This is a genomic window from Natronocella acetinitrilica, from assembly GCF_024170285.1.
GTDB lineage: Bacteria > Pseudomonadota > Gammaproteobacteria > Nitrococcales > Aquisalimonadaceae > Natronocella > Natronocella acetinitrilica.
On the sequence record NZ_JALJXV010000001.1, the window covers coordinates 609,679 to 634,677 of the forward strand.

The window sequence follows — 24,999 nt, forward strand, 5'->3', positions numbered from 1 at the left end:
ACGGCCTTCGGCCTAACACACCCTACATTCGGCCGTGCCTCTCGTAGGGTGTGTTAGCGCGCAGCGCGTAACGCACCATTCACTGAGCGCAGCAAGGCGCGCCAAGCCCCTCCATCACGCCACCGCACGCTGCCTGGGGACGACCCGCAGATGGCCACCGGTACAGGCCCCGGGCAACTTGTTGATGCGATCGGCCACTGCCAGCAGGCGCTCCATGTCGATGCCCGTGCGAATGCCGCCGCTCTCCAGGGCGAACACCAGATCCTCGGCGGCGGTGTTGCCGGTGGCTCCTGGCGCAAACGGGCAACCGCCCAGGCCGGAGGCGGATACATCCAGATTGCGCACCCCCGCCTCGTAGGCGAACAGGGCATTGGCCACGCCCATGCCGAAGGTGTCATGACCATGGAACGCCCAGTCCCGGCCGTCGGCGTCGAACTCCGCCATGATGCGGTTGAAGCGCTCGCGCACCTGGTAGGGATTCGCCCGGCCGGTGGTGTCGCACAGGGCAATCTCTGCAGTGGGTGCGATGGAAAGCGCCTGGTCCACCGCATGCCGCACCTGATCGGTGGAGACGGGGCCGTCGAAGGGGCAGTCGAAGCAGGTCGCGATGGCGACCCGGAGACGCAGATCGCGACCGCCCGCCCCGAGTGAGACGAGTTCACGCAATTGTCCCAGCGACTGCTCGATGGTCTGGCGAACGTTCTTCAGGTTGTGTGCCTCGGAGGCCGAAAACACGTACACCAGTTCGCGCATGCCATGCTGTATGGCAAGTTCGGCGCCCTTTCGATTGGGCACCAGCACTGCAAGGCGCAGGCCGGGGCGCGCCGCGAAATGGTCGGCGATGGTGCCCATGTCTGCCATCTGCGGCACGGCCTTGGGGCTGACAAACGAACCGATTTCCATGCGTCGATAGCCGGCGGCCAGCAGATCCTCAATGATGGCGATCTTCTCTTCCGTCGGCAGCGGTTCGGCGATGGACTGGAAGCCATCGCGGGGTGCGACTTCGAGAATGTCGACGTCGCGATCCTTTTCGATGCTCATTGGTCTGTCCTCTTGCTATGCGCCTGGCGCACGAGTATCAAATGATGCCGTCGTCGCGCAGCTCGCTGATCTGTTTGTTGTCCAGTTCCAGCCACTGCTGCAGCACTTCCTCTGTATGGGCGCCGAGTTGCGGCCCACTGTGGCGGATGTGGCCCGGACTGCGGGAGAGGCGGGGAAACACGTTCTGCATCGGCACGGTGCCGTTGTGCTCGTCATCCACGGACACGATGGACTGCCGGGACTGAAAGTGCGGGTCAGCCAGCATCTCCGGTGCGCGGTAGACCAGGCCCGCCGGAACCCCTTGTTCGGCGAGCAGGTCGACCAGAACCTCGGCGTCATGTTGCAGCGTCCACTGGGAAATCAGGGCGTCGAGCTCCTGCTGATGCCGACCGCGCGCCTTGTGGGTGGCGTAGCGGGTATCCTCGGCCAGTTCGGGTTGACCCATGGCCTCGCATAGCCGGGCGAACACCGTGTCCTGGTTGGCGCCGATGATGATGTCGCGGCCGTCCCTTGCCGGATAGGCGTTGGAGGGGGCGATGCCGGGTAGAAAGCTCCCGGCACGTTCCCGGATATGGCCACCATTGGCGTATTCCGGAATCAGGCTTTCCATGACGCCGAGTACCGATTCGAAGATGGCGCTGTCCACCACCTGACCCTTGCCGCTGCGATGCCGCTCCTGCAAGGCCATCATGGCCCCCATCGCCGCATTGATGCCGGCCAGGGTATCTCCCAGGGATATGCCGACCCGCACCGGCGGCCGGTCGGGGTAACCGCAGATGTATCGCAGGCCACCCATGGCCTCGCAGACCGATGCATAGCCGGCGCGATTTGCATAGGGGCCCGTTTGCCCGAACCCGGTTACCCGGACCATGATCAACCGGGGGTTGATGGCCGATAACTGCTCCCAGCCCAGCCCCCAGCGCTCCATGGTGCCGGGGCGGAAGTTCTCGATCAGGATATCGGCTTCCTCGATCATCCTGCGCAGCACGTCCTGGCCCGACGGCTGGCGCAGATCGAGCGTCATGGATTTCTTGTTGCGGGCTATGATCGGCCACCATTGGGTGCGCCCCTGGGCGTCAGGTCGTCCCCACTGGCGCATGGCGTCGCCCTTGCCGGGGGGTTCGATCTTCACCACGTCCGCGCCGAAGTCGGCGAGAATCTGCCCGCAGTAGGGTCCGGCGATCAGCTGGCCCAGTTCGATTACGCGAATGTCGTCAAGTGGTGCCATCGGCCCCCCTTCTCCTGGCCGCTGCGGCAGCCTTGCCCTGACGTGAACGGGTCCACCGTAGATGAGCGCTGCGTGCCGCCAGAACGTGGGCGCGCATGATCGGCGCCGCCCAGTCGCCATCCCCCGCTGCCAGCGCGCGGATCATCTCCCGATGGTGCTGCATGCTGCGCTGCAGTTCCTCCGCCGAATAATGTTCGAAACTGCGCCGTCCAACAGGAACCTGGACCAGGGCCTCGAGCAGGCGTTGCAGGCGCGGGCTGTCGGCGGCATCGATCAGGCAGCCGTGATAGCGGCTGTTGAGAGCGGCGATCTGCTCCAGCGCGTCTTCGTCCGGATCGACAGCCAGGCCTTCCATCTCGTCCGCCAGAGCCGAGAGGGTGTCGAGCTGTTCATCGCTGATGCGGCTGGCGGCCCTGCGCACCACATGGGGTTCCAGCAAGGCGCGGATCTCGAAGACTTCTTCAACGTCACGGGACGTCCACGAAACCACACGGGCCCCGTGGTGTGGAATGATCTCCACCCAGCCTTCGGACACAAGGCGGCGGAGCGCCTCGCGAATGGGGGTTCGGCTGAGTTCAAGTTCGGTGCCGATCGTCGCTTCCCGGACGTAGGATCCGGGCGGATAGCGGCCGTTCAATATGCGCTTCTTGATGACTCCGTAAACGCGATCTGCCGCGGTCATGGGCGCGGTCTCCTGATTCTACTCCTCGATTGTCCAAGCTTGGACTCTCAATATCGTATACCATTCTTCCGTAAATGCTACAAATAAGCGATTATTTGACCTCAAAACGGATAAGTTGTATACGTTAGCCCATATCAATTACAACGATAGAGAACTGTAGCCCGCCGGCCGGTGGACACGCAGGCCGGCAGCAGGAGGAGCATATGGGGTCCCCGAGGAATTTTCGTATCGGCCAAGAGGTGCTTCTGCAGACCATCGGGCTCGACCCAGTGGTGCCCAACGCCGGATCGCTGTTGTCCGGCGGTTTTGTCAACGCGAGATAATTGGAGCAAGGGCGCGTAGACGCCCGGGACGGACCCCTTCTGAATGTTAGGAACACGACGTTATCCGGCGGCATCTGCCGCGGGGGCGTCGATAACCACAACGACACGGCAAGTCTGTCAACTGAAGTCTGTCAACTGGAGGAGTACACGATGAAAGCCTTTGTTGCGACCATGGCTGCGGCCGGGTTGCTGGCAGCGACGACGCTGACGGCCACACCCGCCAACGCAGAAGAGTATCCGCGAATGAACCTTCGGGTTGCCCATTCATTCCCCGCCGGCTGGGCCCAGACCGACGTGGACCAGTGGTGGGCTGACCAGATCCGTGAACGCAGCGGTGGACGCATCCGCGTCACCATGATGTGGGCCGGCGCCGGCGGCGAGCCCATGGAGATCCTGCGTCTGGTGCGCAGCGGCGCGGTGGACATGGGCGCGGTGCCACCAAGCTACTTCCCCAACGAGTTGCCACTCACCAGTGCTCCGAACGCCTTGCCGCTGACTTTCGAAAGCAACGAAGCGGCATCCCGCGTTATCGAGGGGCTGGTGCAGGATGTGCCGGCAATTCGGGATGAGCTGCGGCAGAACAACATCTGGCCGCTGTTCTTCCACACGCTCAACACCTACCAGCCACTCTGCACCAAGCCCGTGCGGAATCTGGATGACTGGCAGGGCCTGCGGGTTCGCACCTTCGGCGCCTGGCAGCCGTACCTGTGGGATTCCCTGGGTGCGGTGGGCGTGAACGTCATGACCGCCGAGAAGTATGAGGGCCTGCAGCGTGGCCGTATCGACTGCGGCTTCTTCTCCACCGACCTCTACGCCCAGACCCGGTTGTACGAGGTTGCCAAATATCTGAGTGACTTCGGTTTCGGCCCCCAGCCTACCTGGCCGATCTGGGTCAACTACGAACGCTGGCACAACGACATGCCGGAGAACGTCAAGGCACTGATCATGGAAGTGAGTGACGAGGCCCGGGAGCGCAGCCTGCAGGCGCTGGCGGACGTGCAGGAGTCGAGCCTGCAGCGGATGCTGGATGCCGGCGTCGAAGTCGTGGAGTTCGAGCAGCCGGACGAGCTGCGGGCCCGTGCCCCCGATTTCCGGGCGCTCTGGCTCGAAAACATGCAGCGGGAAGGCCGCGGTGAGGCTGCCCAGCAAGTGCTGGACTACTGGATGGAGCACGGCGACATCTAGTTGGGCCTGCGCGTCGGGCCGGCACTGGCCGGCCCGACCCACCAGAGCGACAAGGGTGGTCTCATGACGTTTGTCTTTCAGCTCATGGATACGGGCATCAAGCGGCTCGCGCGGTTGTTCATGATCCTGGCTTCGGTGCTGCTCGCCATCATGGCGCTTATCGGCACCGCCGATGTGTTATCGCTCAATCTGTTGGGCCGTCCGGTGCCTTCGGCCACCGAGCTTTCCGCCGCAATGCTTTCCATCACCGTGATGATGGGCATGAGTTACACCCAGCGACAGCGTGCCCATATCTCAGTGAATCTGTTCTGGCGTTTCTTTCCGCACCCGTTGCGGGTGTTTGCCGAGGGCCTTGCCCTGTTCATCGGCCTTTGTGTCTTCGCCCTCATCACCTGGGGGGCCTGGGAGCTGGCTCAGCACAGCCTTAATATCCGCGAGCGCGCTGTGGCGTCGGTGCGTTTTCCGCTCTGGCCCATCAAGCTCGTGTTCTGGATGGGCGCGCTGGTCTGCGCACTGGAGATTCTGCGAGAGCTGGTGCGCTTCCTGTTCTGTGGTGACCGCGCGGCAGTGGCTGGCGCCGATCCCGTGGCCGATACCGGCTCACTCGAGCAAAAGGGCTGATCACCATGGATCCGTTGTACATCGGGCTGATCGCCATTGGCACCATGCTGCTGTTGATCGCCCTGTCCATTCCCGTCGCGTTTTCCATCTTTATCGTGGCCATCGTCGGACTGTGGTATCTGGGTGGCATGCCGCTGATGCTGGGCACCATCGAGGGCCTGCCGTACCAGTTCGCCAGCCAGTACGGCTTTGTCGTCATACCCATGTTCATCCTCATGGGGGCCTTTGCCGAGATATCCGGCATCACCAAGGACTTCTACACCTTCTTCTACCGTGTGCTGGGCCGGGTGCGCGGCGGCCTGCTCATGGTGACCACCCTGAGTTCGGCGGGTTTTGCGGCGATCTCCGGCTCCACCATGGTGAATGCCGTGGTGTTCACCCGTATCGCCCTGCCGCAAATGATGGCTTTCGGCTACAACAAGGCCATCGCTGCGGGCTGTATTGCCGCTGCCGGTACCTTTGCCGCCCTGATACCGCCCTCCATCATGATGGTGGTCTACGCCCTGCTCACGGGACAGTCCATTGGCACGCTACTGGTAGCGGGCATCGTTCCCGGCCTGTTGACGGCAGGTGCCTACCTGATTGCCATCTGGGTGATGGTGACGATACGGCCGTCCATTGCGCCGGTGCCGACAGAGCGTTTCTCGCTGCAGGACAAGTTGCGCAGCTTCTACTCCATCTGGCCGTTTGTCCTGCTGGCGGTGATCGTGATCGGTGGCATCTACTCCGGCGCCATGTTCCCGTCCTCGGCAGGCGCTGTGGGCGCAGTCGGTGCGTTCCTGATCATGTTGATGCGTGGCTGGTTGCGCAAGGACATGCCGTCCATGGGCAAGATCGGGGGTGCCATGCAGAGCGCCGCCATGACCACGGCGGTGCTGTTCCTGGTGATCATCGCCGGGCTAATGTTGTCACGGCTTTTCGTTTACTCCGGCTTCGTGGACGAGATTGTCTGGTATATCGAAGGGCTTGGCGTGTCACCGCTCACCGTGATGCTGGTGATCATGCTGATGTACATCATCCTTGGCTGCTTCATGGACACCATCTCCATGGTGGTGGTGACGGTGCCGTTCGTGTTCCCGGTGGTCACCAGCCTCGGTTTCGACCCCATCTGGTTTGGGGTGATCGTCATCAAGCTTGTGGAGATCGGTGTGCTGACTCCGCCCATCGGCCTCAACCTGTTTGCCGTGCTCAGCGCATCCGATGGGCGGGTGCAGCCCACGGATCTGTTCAAGGGCGTCGCGCCCTTCCTGGTCGTCGAGGTGATCATCCTCGGACTGCTGCTTGCTTTCCCGGCCATCGTCATGTGGCTGCCTGATCTCATGAGAAGTTAAACACCATATTTTCAAGGGGAGACCTGACATGAAGACCTACCAGATGTGGATCGATTCGCAGTGGGTGGATCCGTCCAGCGGTGAATGGATCGATTCCCAGAACCCGTTCACGGGCGAGACCTGGGCGCGTATCCCCAAGGGTGCGGCCGAGGATGCCAATCGTGCCGTGGAGGCCGCCTACGCCGCCTACGACAAGGGTGAGTGGGCGGATATGACCGCCAGCCGTCGCGGCGCCCTGCTGCGCAAGCTGGGCGACCTGATCGCCGAGAATGCTGAGCACCTGGCGGATACCGAAGTCACCGACAACGGCAAGCTGAAGGCCGAAATGTACGGCCAGATGCAGTACATGCCGGAGTGGTACTACTACTACGGCGGTCTGGCGGACAAGGTGGAGGGTGCCAACATCCCCACCGACAAGGCCGGCATGTTCAATTTCACCCAGTACGAGCCCCTGGGCGTGGTCGCCATCATCACGCCGTGGAACTCGCCGCTGCTACTCGCCACCTGGAAGATCGCGCCAGCGCTGGCTGCCGGTAACACCGTGGTGGTGAAGCCCTCGGAGTTCACCTCGGCCTCGATGCTGGAACTGGCGAAACTGGTGGAGCAGGCCGGCTTCCCCAAGGGCGTTTTCAATGTGGTCACCGGTTACGGCCCGGATGTGGGGTCGGCGCTGGTGGAACACCCCAAGGTGGCCCGGATCGGCTTTACCGGTGGCGAGATCGGTGGCGTGAAGGTTTACGAGGCGGCCGCCCGGGGGCTCAAGAAAGTCTCCCTGGAACTCGGCGGCAAGTCACCGAACATCGTCTTCGATGATGCCAACCTGGACAACGCCGTGAAAGGCGCCATCTCGGGCATTTTTGCCGCCACCGGGCAGACCTGTATGGCAGGCTCCCGTCTGCTGGTGCAGGAGAGCATCCACGACGAATTCGTCGAACGCCTCATCGCGCTGGCAAAAACCGCCAAGATGGGCAATCCCATGGATATGGGCACCCAGGTCGGGCCCGTGACCACCCGGCCGCAGTTCGAGAAGGTGCTGTCCTATATCAACATCGCGAAAGAGGAAGGTGCGACCTGTGTGCTTGGTGGCAAGGCCGCAGATCGCCCCGAGTGCGGCGATGGCTGGTTTGTCGAGCCCACTATCTTCACCGGCGTGAGCAACAACATGCGAATCGCCCAGGAAGAGGTCTTTGGCCCGGTGCTGTCCATCATCCCCTTCAAGGACGAGGACGAAGCCGTGCATATCGCCAATGACGTGCTCTACGGCCTCGCTGCCGGGGTCTGGACCCAGGACATGTCCAGGGCGCTGCGCATGACGAAGAAAATCCGCGCCGGCACGGTTTGGGTCAATGCCTACAGGGTCATCAGCTATATGTCGCCCTTCGGCGGCTACAAGCGCTCTGGTATCGGCCGCGAGAACGGTCAGGAGATGATCAAGGAGTATCTGCAGGTGAAGAGCATCTACATCAACACCGGTGACATCGCCAACCCGTTCGTGCTGGGCTAGTGATGGAACCGGAGAACGCGCTATTCGAACGGCAGGGCTTCGGCGGCACCCTCGGTGTCGCCGGGCCCGTGGGCCTGCTGCTGGTTGACTTCGTCAACGGTTTTGCCGATCCCGATCTCTTCGGGGGTGGCAACATCCCGGCGGCGATAGAGACCACTTTGCCGATGCTGGATTGGGCCCGTGCAGAAGGTCTGCCCGTCGCCCACAGCAGAATTGTCTTTGCGGACGATGCGACACCGAATATATTCGCTCTGAAGTCCCGCAAGTTGCTGGCACTGACAGAGCATGCCCGGAGTAGCGCAATCGTCGAGTCCCTGACGCCTCAACGAGGCGAGCTGGTTGTTCGCAAGACAGTACCCTCCGCATTTTTTGGAACGGATCTCCTGCCATGGTTGGTGCAGCGGGGCGTGCAGACGCTACTCGTGGCCGGCGCCACGACCAGTGGTTGCGTGAGGGCCAGCGTCGTTGACGCCATGTCCTGGGGACTGCGCCCGGTGGTGCTGACCGACTGCTGCGGCGACAGGAGTCTGCGGGCCCACGAGGCCAGCCTGTTTGACATGGGCCAGAAATACGCCGACCTGCTGACGCGGGACGAGGCAGTGAGAGCCATGCAGGAATCGGCGGAGGAGGTGGTTGTGGAGCGCAGCGTCAAATGAGCAGCGCGAAGCTGTCCGGCGTGAAGTGCCTCACCTTTGACGTGTTCGGCACAGTGGTCGATTGGCGCGGCAGCGTCATCCGGGAATGCGAGGAACTGGGCCGGCAGCGCGGTGTTGACGTCGACTGGGCAGCCCTGGTGGATGCCTGGCGTGGTGGCTACGCACCGGCCATGGACCGGGTTCGGCGTGGCGAACTGCCCTGGACCCGACTTGACGAACTGCATCGCATGACGCTGGATCGCCTGCTCGACGAGTTCGGCATTACCGGGCTGGCGGAGGCCGACATCGCCCACCTGAACCGGGCCTGGCACAGGCTTGAGCCCTGGCCGGACTCCGTGGAGGGTCTGACCCGGCTGCGGCGAAAATTCGTGCTGGCAACGCTGTCCAACGGCAACATCTCCCTGCTGGTGAACATGGCCAGGCATGCGCGGCTGCCGTGGGACTGCGTGCTGTCTTCGGAACTCGCGCGGCATTACAAGCGCGACCCGGAGGTCTATCGCATGGCCGCCTACCTGCTGGATGTCCGGCCGGAGGAGGTTCTGATGGTCGCGGCACACCAGGATGACTTGCAAGCGGCCCGGCAGGAGGGCTTTCGAACCGCATTCGTGTTGCGTCCGCTGGAATACGGCCCTGACGCGGACATCGATCTCACACCCGACCCGGATTTCGATCTGGTTGCCCGGGATTTTCTCGATCTGGCGGATCAGCTCCAGACCTGATCTCCAGATGCACCGTAGTACCACGGATTTGACAATAACTGTCCAGGAATGGGCGCTGAGTGCAAGGCGTGCCCGTTCAGGCGGGTTTTTGCAATGCGTGTTATGCAAGGAAGGCTTCGAAGGCCGTCGTTTCAACTCCAGCAGCATCGCTGGTGGCAGTGAGTACATCACCAACCTGGTGATCACCCTGATCCTGGCCATGGTTGTGGCCATCATCCTTGGCATGGGCCTGCCAACCGTGGCCGCCTACATGCTCGCTGCCACGGTGGTGGCCGCCGCCTTCGTGGAGGCCGGGTTGCCGGCCCTGTCGTCGCATCTGTTCATTCTTTACTTCGCCATTCTCTCCCGTGTGACGCCGCCGGCGGCGTTGGCTGCTTATACCGGCAGCGCCATTCCGGCTCACACTGGTTCAGTACGGCGCTGACGGCGACCAAGATTTCGCTGGGTGGATTCCTGATCCCCTACATGTTCATCTATCATCCGCCGCTGCTGGGCCAGGGCACCCTATTGGAGGTGATGATGGCCACCGGCACCGGCGTAATCGGCTTCGTGCTGATCGGCGCAGTGTTCCTCTGGCAGCGGGCGACTCCCGATCGCGGCGGCGATGCCGCCAGCGTCGCGGACAAGCCGGCACGCTGAAACCCGGACCAAACTTGAGACTGGAGAGTCCATCCATCATGAAAATTGTCATACCTGACGACTACCAGGATTGCGTCAAGACCCTGCGGTGTTTCCAGACGCTGTCCGGCCACGAGGTCACTGTCTACAACGATACCGTCACTGACGTTGATACTCTCGTGGAGCGCTTCAAGGACGCCGAGGCCCTGGTGCTCATTCGTGAACGCACGCAGATCACCGCTGAACTGCTGGAGCGGCTGCCGAATCTGCGCATTATCAGCCAGACCGGTGGTGGTATTGCCCACGTGGATCTGGATACCTGCAATGCCCGCGGTGTGGCCGTGGCCACCGGCACCGGCGCGCCTTACGCCGCCGCCGAGTTGACCTGGGGCCTGGCATTGGCGGCCATGCGCCGCATTCCGCAGGAAGTCGCCGGCATGAAGGCCGGCAAGTGGCAGCGCAGCCTGGGCGTGGGTATGCGTGGCAGGACGCTGGGCATCTATGGCTACGGCAAGATCGGTAGTGTTGTTGCCCGCTACGGCAAGGCCTTCGACATGCATGTGCTGGCCTGGGGCCGGGAGGGGTCGCTCACCCGCGCCCAGGCGGACGGTATCGACGTTGTCGAGAGCAAGGAGCAGTTGTTCGAGCAGTCCGATGTACTGAGCCTGCATCTGCGGCTCGGACCCCAGACGCGGGGTATCGTCACCGCGAACGATCTGGCGCGGATGAAGCCGGGCTCGCTGCTGGTCAATACCAGTCGTGCTGAACTGATCGAAAGCGGCGCCCTGGAGGCAGCGCTGGATGCCGGACGGCCGGGCATGGCGGCGGTTGATGTCTACGAGAATGAACCGGTGGTGGATCACCCCCTGCTGCACCGCGACGGTGCCGTGTGCACGCCGCATCTCGGCTACGTCGAACTCGACAGCTACGAGCTGTACTTCGGGGACGCCTTCGACAACGTCCTCGCTTTTGCCGAAGGTGCGCCGAAGAACCTGGCCAATCCGGACGTGCTCGCCAAGTAATCACCAGGAGAATGCGCATGAAAGAGAAACTCAACCAGAAAGGGCTCGCGACGCGCCGTGAGGTGCTCGGCGACGAATATGTGGATCGCTCGATCAACGGCGCCGATGACTTCAACTGGCCGCTGCAGGAACTGGTCACCGACTACTGCTGGGATGCGATATGGAATCGCCCCGGCCTGGATCGCAAGACCCGGAGCATGATCAATATCGCCATGCTGGCGGCCCTGGGTCGCCCCCATGAGCTGCGTATTCATACCGTGGGAGCCATTCGCAACGGCTGCAGCAAGGAGGAGATCCGCGAGATCCTGCTCCAGGCTACGGTCTATTGCGGTTTTCCGGCAGGCATCGACGCTTTCAAGGTCGCCAAGGAAGTAGTCGACAGCATGGAAGAGGCTGGATAAACGACAGGGAGACGCTGAATGAATCAGCGTCTCCGTCTTCATGTCCCGTTTCAGCCCCGGCGGTAGGTGCCCACCAGGCGATTCATACCGATAATTGCCGGCTCAAGCCGTCCCAGCAGTTCCCACAGTGACAGCCCGCCCTCCAGGCGGACATCGTCCTTCAGGGCCAGAATCCAGAAATAGTATTGATGCACCCCGTGGCCTTCCGGCGGCATCGGGCCGCCGTAGCCCGTGTTCCCGAAGTCGTTCTTGCCCGCCGTGAAGTCGGAGCTTCCTTCAGGCAGCGCATTCACCGATGCCGGGATGTTGTAGAGCACCCAGTGCACGAATCCGTAGGTACCGTTGGGACTGACCAGCGGCGCATCCGGGTCGTGGCAGATCACCGCAAAGGCCTTGGTGCCCTCCGGCGCGCCGGCCCAGGCCAGGTCCGGAGAGACATCATCGGATTCCCCCGTATGCCTGGTCGGAATGGCACCGCCGCTGCTGAAAGCGCTGCTGGTGAGCCGCATGTCCGATAATGCAAATCCCATGGTCGGTCTCCTCTTTGCAAACCAGTTCGGGGAGCATAGCAAAGCCCGCCGGGTAAACGTCCAGGCAGCAGATTCAGGTCTGGTTCATGTGAACTGAAGCATCGTCGTGTTCATGGTCGCCGCGTACACTTTTTCACAGACATGATCTCGGGAGTCTGCGGTGATAGGGACGCGCTGGAAGTACACGGCAGGTGTGTTGCTGCTGGGAGGCTTGCTCGCCGGATGCGCCAGTGCGCCCAGAGAGCCGGCGCCGGTGGTGGACGCCCGGCCGAGTGCACCGGCTGCTGCTGAGCGCTCGGCGTCGCCGGCACCGGATCATCGCCTTCAGCGCCAGGCCGTGATCGAGGCCCTTTATGCCCAGCATGATGACTGGGCCGGAACGCCCTATCGCCTTGGCGGTGCCAGCCGACGGGGCATTGACTGCTCGGCTTTCGTGCAGACGACGTTCGCCAGCCATTTCGACCGCCGCCTGCCACGCTCCACGGAAGGCCAGGCGCGGGTGGGGCGGCCCGTTGCGCGCACCGAGCTTGAGGCCGGGGATCTGGTGTTCTTCCGCACCGGCAAGACCCGGCACGTGGGGATCTACGTGGAGAGCGGGCAGTTTCTGCACGCCTCTACGAGCCAGGGCGTGATGCTTTCCGAACTGGATAACCCCTATTGGGCCGGCAACTGGTGGACCGCCCGACGGCCCTGATTTCGTGATGCAGCCGGTGCCATGGCAGGCTACTTCTTCAGCTTGTAAAGCTCCCAGATGGCGAAGGCCAGCAAACCGCCAAAGGTCAGAATCAGCTTGCCGATTACCATGATTTCGCCACCGCTCATGTGGAAGCCTCGCAGTCTTGTTGCCAATGTCGGATGGACCGCAGCCGGGCATGTTTGGTTCGGTGGCTGGTGGTTGTCGGGATTGTGCGTTGGGGTGCGTTGAGACCATGGCACCCCATGCAAACAGCACAAACGGAGTGCGGGCACGCCCTGGGGTGTCACCCATTGCTCGAAGCGCAGGTGACAGAAAGCAGCAAGAATGGCACCGACGGCGCAAAAACCCGCGACCGCCTCCGTTGGTACGGCACCATAGCGACGATTCAGCACCGAGTAGCTTGACCAGAGCAGAGCGCAAGCCGCGGCGGCAAGGTAGCCATCAACATAGTGGACCTCCAGGGTCAGTCCGCTGCCACCGCGAGTGACCAGCAGCGCTGCGCCGAACTAGTGCAGCGCAATCAACGCCACGCCGGCGATAGCCGCTGTGAAGCCAGCGAACTGCCACCTGGTCAGGCGCTCACCCATGAACGCCCGGGCACAGAGAGCCGTCGGTACCGGCGAGAGCGCTGCTGCCACGGCGACAATCGAGAGCAGACCTTCCCGCACGGCGATAATGAACAGCAACGTGCCCAGCGCCTGGCAGGCACCAACGGCGGTCATGACGGTGAGGTCCCGCATGCCCAGGCGCAGCACGGGGCGGAAGATCGGCACAAGTCCGGCCACCACGACGATGGATGCGACAACCGCTGCGGTTGCAGGCCAGAGCGGGCTGCCGCCGTCCGCCTGATCGAGAAACACGAAGAACAGCCCGAACACCACACCAGCGATGGTGGCCTGGGTGAGCCCGCCCCCCAGGAGCTGACGTCGTCGTGGCCGCGGGACATCACCTGGTGGAGGCAGGGAGTGGCTGGGTATCGCCGCCGGGGAGCCTGCCGAGACCACGGCGATCGCAACGGCCACCAAAGCGACGCCGGCCATGGCCCAGACGCTCGGACGCTCGCCAAGAGCGAGACCAAAGACGAACGGCACCGCCGCCCCCCAGACCCCGGTGACCGCGGCCACGATGCCCATGCGCCCCAGGGTCAGAGCCTGGAAGTAGACCACGAAGCCAAAGCCCATTGCGGCGCCGGCGGCGGCACCCCAGAGCAGCATGGTGGTGGATGGAAGCCCGCCGAACAGCAGGGCGGCGACCAGCATGAATGCGGCACCCACCAATTGTGAATAAAGGGCGACCGCCAACGGCGCCATGCGCCGCCCCACCATGCCGGCCAGAAAGTCGCCAATGCCGTAGCTGAGTGCTGTCAGCAGCCCCAGGACCAGAGCCATGCCATCTCCCGATTACGCGCGCCGCAGGCTGCTGGCGCCGGGTGCAATCTTGCGGGATTGGCGGGGCGCATGCACCCCGTGCTGCGTCAGCGTGGGCGACGCAGCACGGGCTCCGGTGGGTCGTCGGGGCGCTCCGTGAGGCGGATCGCCAGGTTTTCGGTGGCGCTGCCGCGCAGCACGGTGAGTAAGGCGTGGTCGTCGGGCCTGGTGGACTCGAGCTCGGCAAACAGCTCGCCCACCGATCGTATTGGCTCACCGTTGATCGCGACGATGATGTCACCCTCGACGGGAACGCGGTATGGCCCGTGCTGGACGACGCGGCCGCCCTCGCCATCCCGCAGCCCGGCGGTGACGGCGTTGCCCTCGGGTACCAGCCGGGTCACCAGTACACCGGAAGCAACCGGGAGGCGGGCATCGGTGGCCAGTCGTCGATCCACCGTGATGCCCTCGATGGCGATCCAGCCACGATTGACGCGCCCCTCCTTGATGATGTGGGTGACAATGCGGTCCACGGTGTTGGATGGAATCGACAGGCCGATGCCAACGCTGCCCCGGGATGGTGACACCATCATGGAGTTCACCCCCACCAGTTCGCCCCGGGAGTTCAGCAGCGGTCCACCGGAGTTGCCGGGATTGATGGCTGCATCACTCTGGATCAGCTCCCGCATGATGTAGCCGGAGCTGGTGCGCATGGGTCTGTTCAGGGCCGATACCACGCCGGACGTCAATGTGCCGTCCAGGCCGAATGGGTTACCCAGGGCCAGCACTTGCTGACCGACCTGAAGGTTGGTGCTATCACCCCTGGGAATCGTGGACAGTTCGCGTCCCCCGGGCAGAAAGCGGATCACGGCCAGGTCCATTTCCGGATCTTCGCCGATCAGTTCCGCCGGGTAGCGGCTGCCATCGTAGAGGGTGACCAGCAGGCGCTGCGCGCCCTGAACCACATGCTGGTTGGTTACCACCGTGCCGTCCTGATCGATAATGAAGCCGCTGCCGACACCGCCGACGGGAAACGCGCCCCGCTCTTGCGTACGCTGGAGGCGCACTGCGGTGATATGCACGACCGCACGAATCCGGTTGCGATAGATGTCGACCGTGTTGATCTCGGCGGCGGATAGCCCGTCAGTGAGCAGTGGAGGTAGTGGTTGATCGGTGCCCGGCTGAGCGGGCGGGGTGAGCAGCGCCGTTTGCTCAAGTTCCGCTTCCAGGTCGTGGTCTGCATCATCCGGGGTCGTCGCGCAGGCCTGCAGTATCATCATCAGGAGCAGGACGATGCCGCCCTTGGAAATCAGGTTGACAGCTCGCGTCGCGCGATGCATCGATGCCGGCCTGGCTGCGGGCGAAACTGCGAACGGGTAGCGCATTCGGCAATGCCTCGACGCGTCGGCTGTGAGAAAGCTTGGAAACCCAAAACCATTAGACACACTGTCTGCCGACGGTTCAGTGATGCGGCTCGCAACCAGCCAAACACTATACCGACCCGTTTATAGCTTATTCGAATAACCCATTTCACAAGTATTCCATTGGTCTCTAACATTCGGCATCCTTGAATCGTCGGCGCTGGTGGGGCGGTGCTGGCGGATCGTTGAACAATCGAGGCAGCTTGCGCATGAGCACACTGGGCACCGAAACGGTACTGAGCGTCCATCACTGGAACGACACCCTGTTCAGCTTCCGCACCACCCGTGATCCGGGCTTGCGATTCGAGAACGGCCAGTTCGTGATGATTGGCTTGCAGGAGGGTGACAACAAGCGCTTGTTGCGGGCCTACAGTATTGCCAGCCCGAACTACGAGGATCATCTCGAGTTCTTCAGCATCAAGGTGCCGGACGGCCCCCTCACGTCCCGCCTGCAGCACCTCAAGGAGGGGGATACCGTGGTCGCCAGTCGCAAGCCCACCGGTACCCTGGTACTGAGTGACCTGCTGCCCGGCAAGCACCTGTATCTGCTCAGCACCGGCACGGGGCTGGCACCATTTCTAAGCGTCATCCAGGACCCGGAAGCCTACGAGCGATTCGACAAGATCGTTCTGGTTCATGGCGTGCGCTACGCGAGCGAACTGGCCTACGCGGACTTCATTACCCGGGAATTGCCGGAAAACGAGTTCTTCGGTGAAGAGGTGCGCGACAAACTCATTTACTACCCCACCGTCACTCGTGAGCCATTCCGCACCCAGGGACGCATCACGCATCTGGTGGAGTCTGGCCAGATTTTCCGCGATATCGGCTTGCCCGCCCTCGACCCTGCAGTGGACCGCGCCATGATCTGCGGGAGTCCGGCCATGCTGAAGGATGTGCAGGCCATGCTCGACGACCGTGGCTTCAAGGCATCGGCCCGTATCGGCGTTGCCGGGGACTACGTGATCGAACGGGCTTTCGTGGAAAAGTAACCCGCCACGGCGTCGATAGTACGGCGTCTCCTCAATCGGGGCTTGGCTTCCGGCAGCTTGCTGGTATGGTTACGGACTGCCCAAAATCGGACCGGGAGCCCGTAGATGCCGCGTTTCAGCGCGAAGGATGCTTTCAAGCACGACGATACTCCCCGCCTGGGCGTGCTGGTGGCGAATCTCGGTACCCCGGATGCGCCCACGGCCCCGGCCCTGCGGACGTATCTGGCACAGTTTCTTGCCGACCCGCGTGTGGTTGAAGTCCCCAGGCTGCTGTGGCGGATCATCCTCCACGGAATCGTGCTGCGTACACGGCCGGCCAAGTCGGCGCGTGCCTACGCCGAAGTATGGACGGACGAAGGCTCGCCGCTGCTGGTGATCTCCCGGGCGCAGACCGAGGGCATTGCCCAGCGCCTGCACTCCCGGCTGGAAGGGCCCGTCGCCGTGGAACTCGGCATGCGCTACGGCAGCCCGTCCATCCCCAAGGCCCTGCAGACCTTGCGCCAGGCCGGCGCTGAGCGGCTGCTCGTGCTGCCCATGTACCCGCAGTACTCCGGGGCCACCACTGCTTCTACTTTTGATGCCCTGGCCGACGAGCTGAAGGGCTGGCGCTGGGTCCCCGAGTTGCGCTTTATCGGCCAGTATCACGACGACCCTGCCTACATCGCCTGTCTTGCCGCCAGTATCCGCGAGCACTGGGAAGCGCACGGCCGGGGTGACAAACTGCTGTTCTCTTTCCACGGAACGCCCCAGCGCTACCTGCTTGATGGTGACCCCTATCACTGCCAGTGCCAGAAGACGGCCCGACTGGTGGCCCAGTCTCTGCAACTGCCGGATGATGCCTGGCAGGTCACGTTTCAGTCCCGCTTCGGTCGTGAAGTCTGGCTCCAGCCGTATACGGACAAGACGGTGGAGGCCCTGGGCAAATCCGGCTTGAAGACGCTGGATGTGATCTGTGCGGGCTTTTCCGCCGACTGCCTCGAGACTCTCGAGGAAATTCAGGGCGAGAACGCGGAGATCTTCGAGGAGGCCGGTGGCGGCGAGTTGCGATATATCGCAGCCTTGAACGACCGTTCCGATCACCTCGACATGCTGACGGATCTGATCCTCAGCCACGCCCAGGGTTGGCCCGAAGCCGGGGGCGGCGCACGCGGTCGTCGGGACACGGAAGAAACCGGAGAACTTGCTACGGCCCAGGGAGCGGAGTCTTGACGGGGCGCCCCTGATCGTGCACTACACTAATGGCTGCATGCGGTTTCGGGTGAACAGCCATGTCCCTGTTCGACGCGCGGGTAGACAGTCTGTCTCGCAGTCATGTCTCCCATGAGCACGATTATCACCAGTTGGTAATGTGTACCTTGGGCGAAACGGATCTCGCCGTCGAGTCCCTGACGCGGCAAGTCACGCCTGAGTACGGCTGCATCCTTCCCTGTTCGCATCACCATGAGTACGAAGGAGATGGTTGCAATCGCACCCTGATCCTCGACATGCCTGTATCAACCCCCGGCCGCACGGCGTACGTCAACGAGCTCAACAGGCTGTTCGACAAGCCGCGCTTCTTCCGTGTGGACCCGGTTTTGCGCGAACTGACGGACGTCCTCATCACGCAGCTTCAACAGAGCCCTGGCCTGCACAATGAGGTGGCGGCGGTGCTGCTGCGCGCGGTCTGCGCTCGCGTTGTGGAGCAGCGGCGTGAGGTTCCGGCACCCCGCCCGGTGCGCCCCCACCCCCGGGTGGATCTGCGGCTGGTCAATGCCTTCATCGATGCCCACATGGATCGCATGCTGTCTGTAGCCGATCTGGCTGCTGCCTGCGCCATCAGTGTGAGCCATTTGCACGCAATTTTTCGTGAGCGACTCGAACTGACGCCCCAGGCTTACATCCAGCAGCGACGCATGGAGCAGGCTCATCGTCTGATCCGGGATACGGACTGCCCGTTGGGCATGGTTGCCCGGCAAGTGGGGTTTGCCGATCAGGCCAGCTTTTCCCGGGCCTGCCGCCGCTATCTGGGGGCGCCACCCTCGCGCTTGCGACGGGCAAAAACCCGTCGGCCTGATTGATTTCATAGTCTCGATCAACTCCCCCGCAGTTTCGGCCAAGTTCTGGTCGACTACTGGCTTCTAGGCTGAATAGGTGCAGGTCGTGGGATCGTGGTGCCGTGGACACGACACCTGATCAGGCTGTCACGAACAAGAAGCAGAGGGATGATCGAGATGAACAGAAACGGGGTTCAGGCCGGCGGGCACGCCGCGACAAGCAAAAACTGGTGGGCAGGCGCGGCTCTCATGGGTTGTCTCGCCGTTGGCGGCAGCCTCCTGGCGACTTCGGCGGTTCACGCCGAGGAGCCACAACACGGCGGCACCCTCAACGTCATACTCGATCCCGAGCCACCGATGCTGATTCTCGGCATCAACCAGCAGTCTCCGACCCAGGTGGTTGCCGGAAAGATCTACGAAAGTCTGCTGCGTTACGATTTCGACCTGGATCCCATGCCGAGTCTGGCGCGGGAGTGGGAAATCTCCGATGACGGCCTGACCTACACCTTCCACCTCCAGGAGGGGGTGACCTGGCATGACGGTGAGCCGTTAACATCCCATGACGTGGTGTTCACGGCCACCGAGTTCCTGCCGGAGACCCACTCCCGGGCGCGGGCCAACTTCGCCCGACTGGAGTCCGTCACCGCGCCGGACGATCACACGGTGGTCTTCGAGCTGGACGAAGCCTATCCGGCGTTCATTCTGGCCTTCGAGGTTGCCAGTTTCCCCATCATGCCGGCCCACATTTACGAGGGCACGGACTTCAACGACAACGAGATGAATGATCACCCCATCGGTACGGGGCCCTTCAAGTTCGAGCGTTGGAGCCGGGGTGACTATGTGCAGCTGGTGGCCTTCGATGACTACTGGCAAGAGGGCAAGCCCTACCTCGACGAGATCTACTTCCGGCTGATCCCGGATGCTGCTTCCCGCGCACTGGCGCTGGAAACCGGCCAGGTGGACATGAGTTCCTTCAACAACATCGAGCCCTTTGATGTGCCCCGCCTGGAGGGCATGCCGCACCTCGACGTGGTGACCGAGGGCTACGAGATCGCCGCGCCGCTTTCCTGGATCGAGGTCAACCACCGGGTGGAGCCGCTAGATGATCCCCGCTTCCGCCAGGCCATGATGTATGCCCTGGACCGGGAGTTCATCCGCGACAACATCTTCATGGGTCTCGGCCGCATACCCACCGGCCCCATCAACACGGTGACCATCGAGTACACGGACGATGTGCACATCTACGAGCACAATCCCGATCGGGCCGTGGAGCTGATGGAGGAAATGGGTCTCGAGCGGGACGGCAACGGCAACTTCGCCGAGGTGGAGCTGCTGCCGCTGCCCTACGGCGAGACCTTCACCCGGCTGGCGGAGTACACCCGCGAGGCGCTGAACGAGGTGGGCATCCGCGTGCGCATGCGCAGCACCGATTCCGCCGGCTGGGCGCAGCGGGTGGCGGACTGGGAGTATGAGCTGACCAACAACTTCGTCTACCAGTACGGCCATCCCGCCCTTGGGGTGTCCCGCACCTACGTCTGCGACAACATCCGTCAGGGGGTGCTGTTTACCAACACCATGGGCTACTGCAACGAGCGGGTGGATGAGCTGTTCGAGCAGGCCGCGGTGGAAAACGACGAAGAGCTCCGCGCCGAGCTGTATGCAGAGGTTCAGCAGATCCTGGTGGATGAGTTGCCGGTGCTGTGGTTGCTGGAAATGGAGTTCCCCACCATCGTCAACACCCGCGTACAGAATCACACCATGTCAGCCGTGGGTGTGGCCGACACCTTCGCCGACGTCTGGATCCGGGAATAACGCCGGCAGCGTGACCCCCGGGGGCATCCGGCTCCCGGGGGTCGACTCCCCATCCGGCAACGGAGGCCTGGGTCCGCATGACAAAGATCGGGCTGTTCCTGGCGCGGCGCCTGGTAAAAGCGGCGATCATCCTGTTCTTCATCGTGCTCATCAACTTTGCCCTGATCCGGGCGGCACCCGGGGATCCGGCAGCGGTGATGGCGGGGGAGGCCGGGGCGTCGGACGAACAGTACGTGGAGGTGCTGCGTCAGCGCTTCGGGCTGGATGAACCGCTCCACACCCAGATGTATCTCTACGTTACAGCGGTTTTCCAGGGCGATCTGGGCTTTTCCTACCGGCAGGGACAGCACGTCAGTGACCTGATCCTGGACCGGTTGCCGGCAACACTGCTGCTCACCGTGACCGCCTTCCTCTTCGCCCTGGCCATGGGTGTGCTGTTGGGCACCCTGGCGGCGATGAAAGTGGGCCGATGGGCGGACACGGCCATTACCACCCTGGCATTGGTCAGCTACGCCACGCCGTTGTTCTGGCTGGGGCTCATGCTGATTCTGCTATTCAGCGTGCAGTTGGGCTGGCTGCCCTCCTTCGGCTTCGAATCGGTGGGGAGGGGTTACACGGGGCTTGAGCGGATGGTGGATATTGCCCGCCACATGGTGTTGCCGGTGCTCACCCTGGGGTTGTTCTACATGGCGGTCTACACGCGATTGACCCGGTCGTCGATCCTGGAAGTGCACGACATGGATTTCGTGAAGACGGCGCGGGCCAAGGGGGTCACCGAGGGTAACGTGATGGTGTTCCACGTGCTGAGAAACGCCATCCTGCCGGTCATTACGTTTGCCGGATTCCAGGCCGGACACCTGATCGGCGGCTCCATACTGGTGGAAACCGTGTTTGCGTGGCCGGGTATCGGCCGGCTTGCCTTCAACGCACTGCTGCAGCGGGATTACCAGGTGTTGCTCGGCGTGTTTGTCGTGACCTCGGTCCTGGTGCTGGTGTTCAACATCATCACCGATCTGATCTACACCATCGTCGACCCCCGGATCGAGGTGGACTGACATGAGTCGAGACTTCTGGAAGGCGTACGCAAGCAATCGCGGTGCGGTCATCGGCCTGGTGATACTTGCGCTGGTGGTGCTCATGGCCATCTTCGCCGACGTGCTCTACCCCCGCAGCCCCTGGTCAATGGTTACCACACCGTTCCAGCCACCGTTGTCGGATGATGTGGTGCTCGGCTCCGATACGCTCGGTCGGGATATCGCCGCCGGCATCGTCCATGGCGCCCGGGTGTCGCTGTTGATCGGGCTGATTTCGAGCCTGGTTGCACTGTTCATCGGCGTCACCCTGGGGGCGTTGGCCGGCTATTTCGGTGGCTGGGTGGATGACGCCATCATGCGTTTTACCGAGTTGTTCCAGACCATTCCCAACTTCGTGCTGGCTGTGGTGCTGGTGGCCATCTTCACGCCGTCCATCTACAGCCTGGTGGCGGCCATAGCCATTGTCAGCTGGCCTCCACTGGCGCGGCTTGCGCGGGGTGAGTTTCTCAGCCTGCGTTCCCGGGAGTTCGTGCTGGCGGCGGTGACCACGGGCCAGTCCACCTCGCGCATCATCCTGCGGGAGATTCTGCCCAACAGTCTCTCTCCCATCATTGTTGCTGCGTCCCTCACCGTAGCCACCGCGATACTGCTGGAGAGTGCGCTGAGTTTTCTGGGTCTGGGCGATCCCAACATGATGAGCTGGGGTTACCAGATCGGCGCAGCCCGCACGGTGATCCGCCAGGCCTGGTGGATGAGTTTCTTCCCCGGCATCGCCATCCTGATTACGGTGCTGGCCATCAACCTGGTGGGGGAAGGCCTGAATGATGCAATGAACCCGAAACTGGCACGCAAGGGGAGGGGCCGATGAGCGCCGCCGATCAGCCGGTTCTGGAGTTGCGCGGCCTCAGTGTCAGTCTGCCGCCGGGGGGTGATCGACCCTTGGCGGTGGAGTCCGTGGACCTCAGCGTTGCCCGGGAGGAAATACTCTGCATCGTCGGTGAGTCCGGGTCGGGGAAGTCCATGGTTGCCCACGCCATCATGGGCTTGCTGCCGGAACCCCATGTCAAGGTGGCTGGTGGTGAGGCACTGCTGAACGGCGAGAATCTGCTCACCATGTCCCGGGCCCGACAGCGCGCCGTCCGGGGCGTTGGCATGGGCATGATCTTCCAGGAGCCCATGACGGCGCTGAATCCGCTGATGCGGGTCGGGGAACAGATCGAGGAGGCGCTGCGTTTGCACTCGCCCCTGGACAGCCGTGGACGCCGCGCCCGGGTGCTGGAGCTGCTGAACGATGTCGGCCTGCCCAACCCGGGTGATCTCCGCCGCAGCTATCCGTTCCGGCTGTCGGGCGGTCAGCGCCAGCGCGTCATGATCGCCATTGCGCTGGCTCTGGAGCCGAGCCTGCTGATCGCCGATGAGCCCACCACTGCGTTGGATGTCACCACCCAGAAACAGATACTTGACCTGGTTCGCAAGGTGCAGGCTGACAAGGGCATGGGCGTTATCTTCATCACCCATGATTTCGGCGTGGTCGCAGAGATCGCCGACAGCGTCGCGGTGATGCAGCACGGCCAGTGCGTGGAATATGACGTGGCGGATAAGGTGCTGAACCAGCCGCAGCACCCCTACACCCGGGAGCTGATTGCCGCGGTACCCCACTACATCGAGCACCGTGCAGACTTTACCCGGGAGGGTGATCCACTGCTCACTGCCGACGCCGTGCGCAAGGTCTTCCGGGTGGGCAGCGGCTTTCTGCGCAAGGGCCGTGAACTCATTGCCGCGGACGATGTGTCATTGACCATTCATCCCGGGGAGACCGTGGGCGTGGTGGGGGAGAGCGGTTCCGGCAAGTCGACCCTTGGCCGTTGCATCGTCGGCCTGCACCAGGCCGACGGCGGTCGCATCGTGTTTCAGGGTACGGACCTGGTCGGGCTGAGTCGCAAGGCATTCCGCCCCTTCCGCAAGGATGTGCAGATGATCTTTCAGGATCCCTACGCTTCGCTGAATCCCCGCTACCGGGTGGCGGACATCATCTCCCAGGGCCCTATCGCATTCGGTACACCCCGCAAGCAGGCCCATGCTCGCGCCGAGGAATTGCTGGAACTGGTCGGGCTGGATCCATCGGCGGCCCGGCGTTATCCCCATGAGTTCTCTGGCGGACAGCGACAACGGATATCCATCGCCCGGGCCCTTGCGCTGGACCCCAAGCTGCTGATTGCCGATGAACCCGTCTCGGCTCTGGATGTGTCGGTGCAGACCCAGGTGCTGGATCTGCTGGACGACATCCGTCACCAGCTTGGTCTGTCCATGCTGTTCATCACCCATGACCTGCGGGTGGCGGCCCAGGTCTGCGACACCGTGGCCGTGATGCAGACCGGCAAGGTGGTGGAGATGGGTAGCTGTCGCGAGGTGTTCTCCAACCCTCAGCATGCCTATACGAGAACCCTGCTGGATGCGATTCCTGGCCAGGACTGGGAGATCCCCGAAGATCTTCGCCACTTGCGCGCGCAGAGGGCGCGCCGGCCCCGGGAGTTATCGCAATGAGCATGTCCTGTCCGATCAATACCGAGCGCCTCTGGGGCAGCCTCATGGAAATGGCGCAGGTGGGCCCGGGGCAGGCCGGCGGCAACCGCCGTCTGGCACTGACCGACGAGGACCGGGCAGGGCGGGATCTGTTCCTGCACTGGGCCCGGCAGGATGGCTTCGAACCGACCACCGACGCCATCGGCAATCTCTTCGTGCGCCGCCCGGGTACGGACCCGACACTGGATCCGGTGGTGATGGGCAGCCACCTCGATACCCAGCCCACCGGTGGCCGTTTTGACGGCGTCCTCGGGGTACTGGCAGGGCTGGAAGTGCTCCGGTCGCTCAACGACCACGGCATTCAGACCCGCCACCCCATCGACGTCGCCGTCTGGATGAACGAGGAGGGCGCACGTTTTTCCCCGCCGATGATGGGCTCCGGTGTGTGGGCCGGAGTTTTCACACGGCAGGAGATCCTGGACAAGCAGGGGCAGGACGGCTCCCGGCTGGGCGACGAACTCCAGCGCCTGGGCTGGAATGGCGACGCGCCTGCCGACCACCGGCAACGGCCCTTTGCCGCCTGCTTCGAGCTGCACATCGAGCAGGGCCCTGTCCTGGAAGATGCCGGTCGTCAGATAGGCGTGGTCACCGGCGCCCGGGCGCAGCGCTGGTACGAAGTCACGATCACCGGGCAGGAGGCCCACGCTGGCCCCACCCCCATGCGCTTGCGTCGGGATGCCTTGGTGGGGGCGGCACGGATCGTCGACCTGGTGAACCGCATCGGTCAGGTCGACGGTGACGACGGTTGCGCCACCGTCGGTATCCTCGACGTGCATCCCCATTCCCGCAATGTGATTCCGGGCCGGGTATTCCTGACCGCAGACCTGCGTCACCCGGATGAAGAACAACTCAAAGACATGCACCATCGCTTTCATCGGGAAACCGTGGCCATTGGCGAGGCGGCGAACCTCAAGGTGGAGATAAAGGATTTCTGGCATTCAGCGGCGCTGCCCTTCGATGCCGGATTGGTCGATTCCGTTCGTGACGCTGCCAGGGCTCTGGGCTATAGCCATCAGGACATTGTCTCCGGCGCCGGACACGATACCGTGTATGTAGCCCGCGTCTGTCGGGCGGCCATGATCTTCGTCCCCTGCGAAGGTGGCATCAGTCATAACGAGGCGGAAAACATCCAGCCCGGGGATGCCCAACGCGGTTGCGCGGTGCTGTTCGAAGCGGTGCGAACCGCCGCCGGTCGGGGCTAG

Annotated in this window: 26 protein-coding genes; 19 read left to right on the plus strand and 7 right to left on the minus strand. The window is 63.1% G+C overall.

The window, feature by feature from the left end; genetic code table 11:
• Positions 1-114: 114 nt before the first annotated feature.
• The 3 genes from J2T57_RS02880 to J2T57_RS02890 are packed head-to-tail and all read right to left on the minus strand — an operon-like array spanning position 115 to position 2,951.
• The gene (locus J2T57_RS02880) at positions 115-1,041 is read right to left on the minus strand and encodes a hydroxymethylglutaryl-CoA lyase (RefSeq protein ID WP_253473906.1); all 927 of its coding nucleotides are present in this window, start codon (positions 1,039-1,041) and stop codon (positions 115-117) included.
• A gap of 37 nt (positions 1,042-1,078) precedes the next feature.
• On the minus strand, positions 1,079-2,269 hold the full coding sequence (locus tag J2T57_RS02885; RefSeq protein WP_253473909.1) for a CaiB/BaiF CoA transferase family protein: 1,191 nt from the start codon (positions 2,267-2,269) through the stop codon (positions 1,079-1,081).
• On the minus strand, positions 2,256-2,951 hold the full coding sequence (locus J2T57_RS02890; RefSeq protein ID WP_253473912.1) for a GntR family transcriptional regulator: 696 nt from the start codon (positions 2,949-2,951) through the stop codon (positions 2,256-2,258). The genes J2T57_RS02885 and J2T57_RS02890 overlap by 14 nt, the downstream gene beginning before the upstream one ends.
• A 473-nt stretch (positions 2,952-3,424) precedes the next feature.
• Here J2T57_RS02890 and J2T57_RS02895 point away from each other — a divergent pair, with 473 nt between their 5' ends.
• The 10 genes from J2T57_RS02895 (at position 3,425) to J2T57_RS02940 (ending at position 11,331) form a co-directional block, all read left to right on the plus strand.
• A complete protein-coding gene (locus tag J2T57_RS02895; protein WP_253473915.1) occupies positions 3,425-4,459 on the plus strand; it encodes a C4-dicarboxylate TRAP transporter substrate-binding protein in 1,035 nt (344 codons plus the stop codon).
• A complete protein-coding gene (locus J2T57_RS02900) occupies positions 4,460-5,080 on the plus strand; it encodes a TRAP transporter small permease (protein ID WP_253473918.1) in 621 nt (206 codons plus the stop codon).
• A gap of 5 nt (positions 5,081-5,085) precedes the next feature.
• The gene (locus J2T57_RS02905) at positions 5,086-6,411 is read left to right on the plus strand and encodes a TRAP transporter large permease (RefSeq protein ID WP_253473921.1); all 1,326 of its coding nucleotides are present in this window, start codon (positions 5,086-5,088) and stop codon (positions 6,409-6,411) included.
• Between the two features lie 28 nt (positions 6,412-6,439).
• Positions 6,440-7,915, plus strand: coding sequence for an aldehyde dehydrogenase (locus J2T57_RS02910; RefSeq protein ID WP_253473924.1), 1,476 nt, complete (start codon positions 6,440-6,442; stop codon positions 7,913-7,915).
• A 2-nt stretch (positions 7,916-7,917) separates the two neighbouring features.
• Positions 7,918-8,571 (plus strand): isochorismatase family protein, encoded by a 654-nt coding sequence (locus J2T57_RS02915; RefSeq protein ID WP_253473926.1) that lies wholly within the window; start codon positions 7,918-7,920, stop codon positions 8,569-8,571.
• Positions 8,568-9,290: a haloacid dehalogenase type II gene (locus tag J2T57_RS02920; RefSeq protein ID WP_253473929.1), complete on the plus strand. Its 723-nt coding sequence runs from the start codon at positions 8,568-8,570 to the stop codon at positions 9,288-9,290. Before J2T57_RS02915 ends, J2T57_RS02920 begins: the two co-directional genes overlap by 4 nt.
• Before the next feature lie 97 nt (positions 9,291-9,387).
• Positions 9,388-9,714: a TRAP transporter large permease subunit gene (locus J2T57_RS02925; RefSeq protein WP_253473932.1), complete on the plus strand. Its 327-nt coding sequence runs from the start codon at positions 9,388-9,390 to the stop codon at positions 9,712-9,714.
• 41 nt (positions 9,715-9,755) lie between these two features.
• Positions 9,756-9,929: a hypothetical protein gene (locus J2T57_RS02930; RefSeq protein WP_253473935.1), complete on the plus strand. Its 174-nt coding sequence runs from the start codon at positions 9,756-9,758 to the stop codon at positions 9,927-9,929.
• Positions 9,930-9,967: 38 nt separating this feature from the next.
• A complete protein-coding gene (locus J2T57_RS02935; protein ID WP_253473938.1) occupies positions 9,968-10,930 on the plus strand; it encodes a D-2-hydroxyacid dehydrogenase family protein in 963 nt (320 codons plus the stop codon).
• A gap of 17 nt (positions 10,931-10,947) precedes the next feature.
• Positions 10,948-11,331, plus strand: coding sequence for a carboxymuconolactone decarboxylase family protein (locus J2T57_RS02940; RefSeq protein WP_253473941.1), 384 nt, complete (start codon positions 10,948-10,950; stop codon positions 11,329-11,331).
• Between the two features lie 50 nt (positions 11,332-11,381).
• Here the strand turns inward: J2T57_RS02940 and J2T57_RS02945 are convergent, their stop codons facing one another.
• Complete coding sequence (locus tag J2T57_RS02945; RefSeq protein ID WP_253473944.1) at positions 11,382-11,861, minus strand: YbhB/YbcL family Raf kinase inhibitor-like protein; 480 nt, start codon at positions 11,859-11,861, stop codon at positions 11,382-11,384.
• A gap of 160 nt (positions 11,862-12,021) precedes the next feature.
• On the opposite strand from J2T57_RS02945, the gene J2T57_RS02950 reads away from it, so the two are divergent.
• Positions 12,022-12,555: an NlpC/P60 family protein gene (locus J2T57_RS02950; RefSeq protein WP_366519055.1), complete on the plus strand. Its 534-nt coding sequence runs from the start codon at positions 12,022-12,024 to the stop codon at positions 12,553-12,555.
• A 29-nt stretch (positions 12,556-12,584) separates the two neighbouring features.
• Here J2T57_RS02950 and J2T57_RS22100 read toward each other — a convergent pair whose 3' ends face one another.
• The 3 genes from J2T57_RS22100 to J2T57_RS02960 form a co-directional block, all read right to left on the minus strand.
• Positions 12,585-12,710, minus strand: coding sequence for a hypothetical protein (locus J2T57_RS22100; RefSeq protein ID WP_301289054.1), 126 nt, complete (start codon positions 12,708-12,710; stop codon positions 12,585-12,587).
• Positions 12,711-13,064: 354 nt separating this feature from the next.
• The gene (locus J2T57_RS02955; protein WP_253473947.1) at positions 13,065-13,946 is read right to left on the minus strand and encodes a DMT family transporter; all 882 of its coding nucleotides are present in this window, start codon (positions 13,944-13,946) and stop codon (positions 13,065-13,067) included.
• Between the two features lie 86 nt (positions 13,947-14,032).
• On the minus strand, positions 14,033-15,265 hold the full coding sequence (locus J2T57_RS02960; protein ID WP_253473950.1) for a S1C family serine protease: 1,233 nt from the start codon (positions 15,263-15,265) through the stop codon (positions 14,033-14,035).
• 290 nt (positions 15,266-15,555) lie between these two features.
• On the opposite strand from J2T57_RS02960, the gene J2T57_RS02965 reads away from it, so the two are divergent.
• The 8 genes from J2T57_RS02965 to J2T57_RS03000 all read left to right on the plus strand — a co-directional run bounded on the left by J2T57_RS02965 (position 15,556) and on the right by J2T57_RS03000 (position 24,999).
• On the plus strand, positions 15,556-16,335 hold the full coding sequence (locus J2T57_RS02965) for a ferredoxin--NADP reductase (protein WP_253473953.1): 780 nt from the start codon (positions 15,556-15,558) through the stop codon (positions 16,333-16,335).
• 105 nt (positions 16,336-16,440) lie between these two features.
• Positions 16,441-17,544: a ferrochelatase gene (gene hemH / locus J2T57_RS02970; RefSeq protein ID WP_253473956.1), complete on the plus strand. Its 1,104-nt coding sequence runs from the start codon at positions 16,441-16,443 to the stop codon at positions 17,542-17,544.
• A gap of 59 nt (positions 17,545-17,603) precedes the next feature.
• A complete protein-coding gene (locus J2T57_RS02975; protein ID WP_253473959.1) occupies positions 17,604-18,392 on the plus strand; it encodes an AraC family transcriptional regulator in 789 nt (262 codons plus the stop codon).
• A 153-nt stretch (positions 18,393-18,545) separates the two neighbouring features.
• The gene (locus J2T57_RS02980) at positions 18,546-20,180 is read left to right on the plus strand and encodes an ABC transporter substrate-binding protein (RefSeq protein WP_253473962.1); all 1,635 of its coding nucleotides are present in this window, start codon (positions 18,546-18,548) and stop codon (positions 20,178-20,180) included.
• 77 nt (positions 20,181-20,257) lie between these two features.
• Complete coding sequence (locus tag J2T57_RS02985) at positions 20,258-21,235, plus strand: ABC transporter permease (protein ID WP_253473965.1); 978 nt, start codon at positions 20,258-20,260, stop codon at positions 21,233-21,235.
• A gap of 1 nt (position 21,236) precedes the next feature.
• Positions 21,237-22,082: an ABC transporter permease gene (locus tag J2T57_RS02990; protein ID WP_253473968.1), complete on the plus strand. Its 846-nt coding sequence runs from the start codon at positions 21,237-21,239 to the stop codon at positions 22,080-22,082.
• Entirely contained in the window at positions 22,079-23,758 is a 1,680-nt protein-coding gene (locus J2T57_RS02995; RefSeq protein WP_253473971.1) for an ABC transporter ATP-binding protein, read from the plus strand. Before J2T57_RS02990 ends, J2T57_RS02995 begins: the two co-directional genes overlap by 4 nt.
• On the plus strand, positions 23,755-24,999 hold the full coding sequence (locus J2T57_RS03000; protein WP_253473974.1) for a Zn-dependent hydrolase: 1,245 nt from the start codon (positions 23,755-23,757) through the stop codon (positions 24,997-24,999). Before J2T57_RS02995 ends, J2T57_RS03000 begins: the two co-directional genes overlap by 4 nt.

Excerpts from the sequence above, each read along its gene's own strand:
- J2T57_RS02980 (WP_253473962.1), top strand. The coding sequence starts at position 18,546 with ATGAACAGAAACGGGGTTCAGGCCGGCGGGCACGCCGCGACAAGCAAA.
- J2T57_RS03000 (WP_253473974.1), top strand. The coding sequence starts at position 23,755 with ATGAGCATGTCCTGTCCGATCAATACCGAGCGCCTCTGGGGCAGCCTC.
- J2T57_RS02895 (WP_253473915.1), top strand. The coding sequence starts at position 3,425 with ATGAAAGCCTTTGTTGCGACCATGGCTGCGGCCGGGTTGCTGGCAGCG.
- J2T57_RS02885 (WP_253473909.1), bottom strand. The coding sequence starts at position 2,269 with ATGGCACCACTTGACGACATTCGCGTAATCGAACTGGGCCAGCTGATC.
- J2T57_RS02910 (WP_253473924.1), top strand. The coding sequence starts at position 6,440 with ATGAAGACCTACCAGATGTGGATCGATTCGCAGTGGGTGGATCCGTCC.
- J2T57_RS02945 (WP_253473944.1), bottom strand. The coding sequence starts at position 11,861 with ATGGGATTTGCATTATCGGACATGCGGCTCACCAGCAGCGCTTTCAGC.
- J2T57_RS02905 (WP_253473921.1), top strand. The coding sequence starts at position 5,086 with ATGGATCCGTTGTACATCGGGCTGATCGCCATTGGCACCATGCTGCTG.
- J2T57_RS02995 (WP_253473971.1), top strand. The coding sequence starts at position 22,079 with ATGAGCGCCGCCGATCAGCCGGTTCTGGAGTTGCGCGGCCTCAGTGTC.
- J2T57_RS02930 (WP_253473935.1), top strand. The coding sequence starts at position 9,756 with ATGTTCATCTATCATCCGCCGCTGCTGGGCCAGGGCACCCTATTGGAG.
- J2T57_RS02880 (WP_253473906.1), bottom strand. The coding sequence starts at position 1,041 with ATGAGCATCGAAAAGGATCGCGACGTCGACATTCTCGAAGTCGCACCC.
- J2T57_RS02975 (WP_253473959.1), top strand. The coding sequence starts at position 17,604 with ATGTCCCTGTTCGACGCGCGGGTAGACAGTCTGTCTCGCAGTCATGTC.
- J2T57_RS02960 (WP_253473950.1), bottom strand. The coding sequence starts at position 15,265 with ATGCATCGCGCGACGCGAGCTGTCAACCTGATTTCCAAGGGCGGCATC.
- J2T57_RS02920 (WP_253473929.1), top strand. The coding sequence starts at position 8,568 with ATGAGCAGCGCGAAGCTGTCCGGCGTGAAGTGCCTCACCTTTGACGTG.
- J2T57_RS02955 (WP_253473947.1), bottom strand. The coding sequence starts at position 13,946 with ATGGCTCTGGTCCTGGGGCTGCTGACAGCACTCAGCTACGGCATTGGC.
- J2T57_RS02915 (WP_253473926.1), top strand. The coding sequence starts at position 7,918 with ATGGAACCGGAGAACGCGCTATTCGAACGGCAGGGCTTCGGCGGCACC.
- J2T57_RS02990 (WP_253473968.1), top strand. The coding sequence starts at position 21,237 with ATGAGTCGAGACTTCTGGAAGGCGTACGCAAGCAATCGCGGTGCGGTC.
- J2T57_RS02940 (WP_253473941.1), top strand. The coding sequence starts at position 10,948 with ATGAAAGAGAAACTCAACCAGAAAGGGCTCGCGACGCGCCGTGAGGTG.
- J2T57_RS02985 (WP_253473965.1), top strand. The coding sequence starts at position 20,258 with ATGACAAAGATCGGGCTGTTCCTGGCGCGGCGCCTGGTAAAAGCGGCG.
- J2T57_RS02890 (WP_253473912.1), bottom strand. The coding sequence starts at position 2,951 with ATGACCGCGGCAGATCGCGTTTACGGAGTCATCAAGAAGCGCATATTG.
- hemH (WP_253473956.1), top strand. The coding sequence starts at position 16,441 with ATGCCGCGTTTCAGCGCGAAGGATGCTTTCAAGCACGACGATACTCCC.
- J2T57_RS02965 (WP_253473953.1), top strand. The coding sequence starts at position 15,556 with ATGAGCACACTGGGCACCGAAACGGTACTGAGCGTCCATCACTGGAAC.
- J2T57_RS02935 (WP_253473938.1), top strand. The coding sequence starts at position 9,968 with ATGAAAATTGTCATACCTGACGACTACCAGGATTGCGTCAAGACCCTG.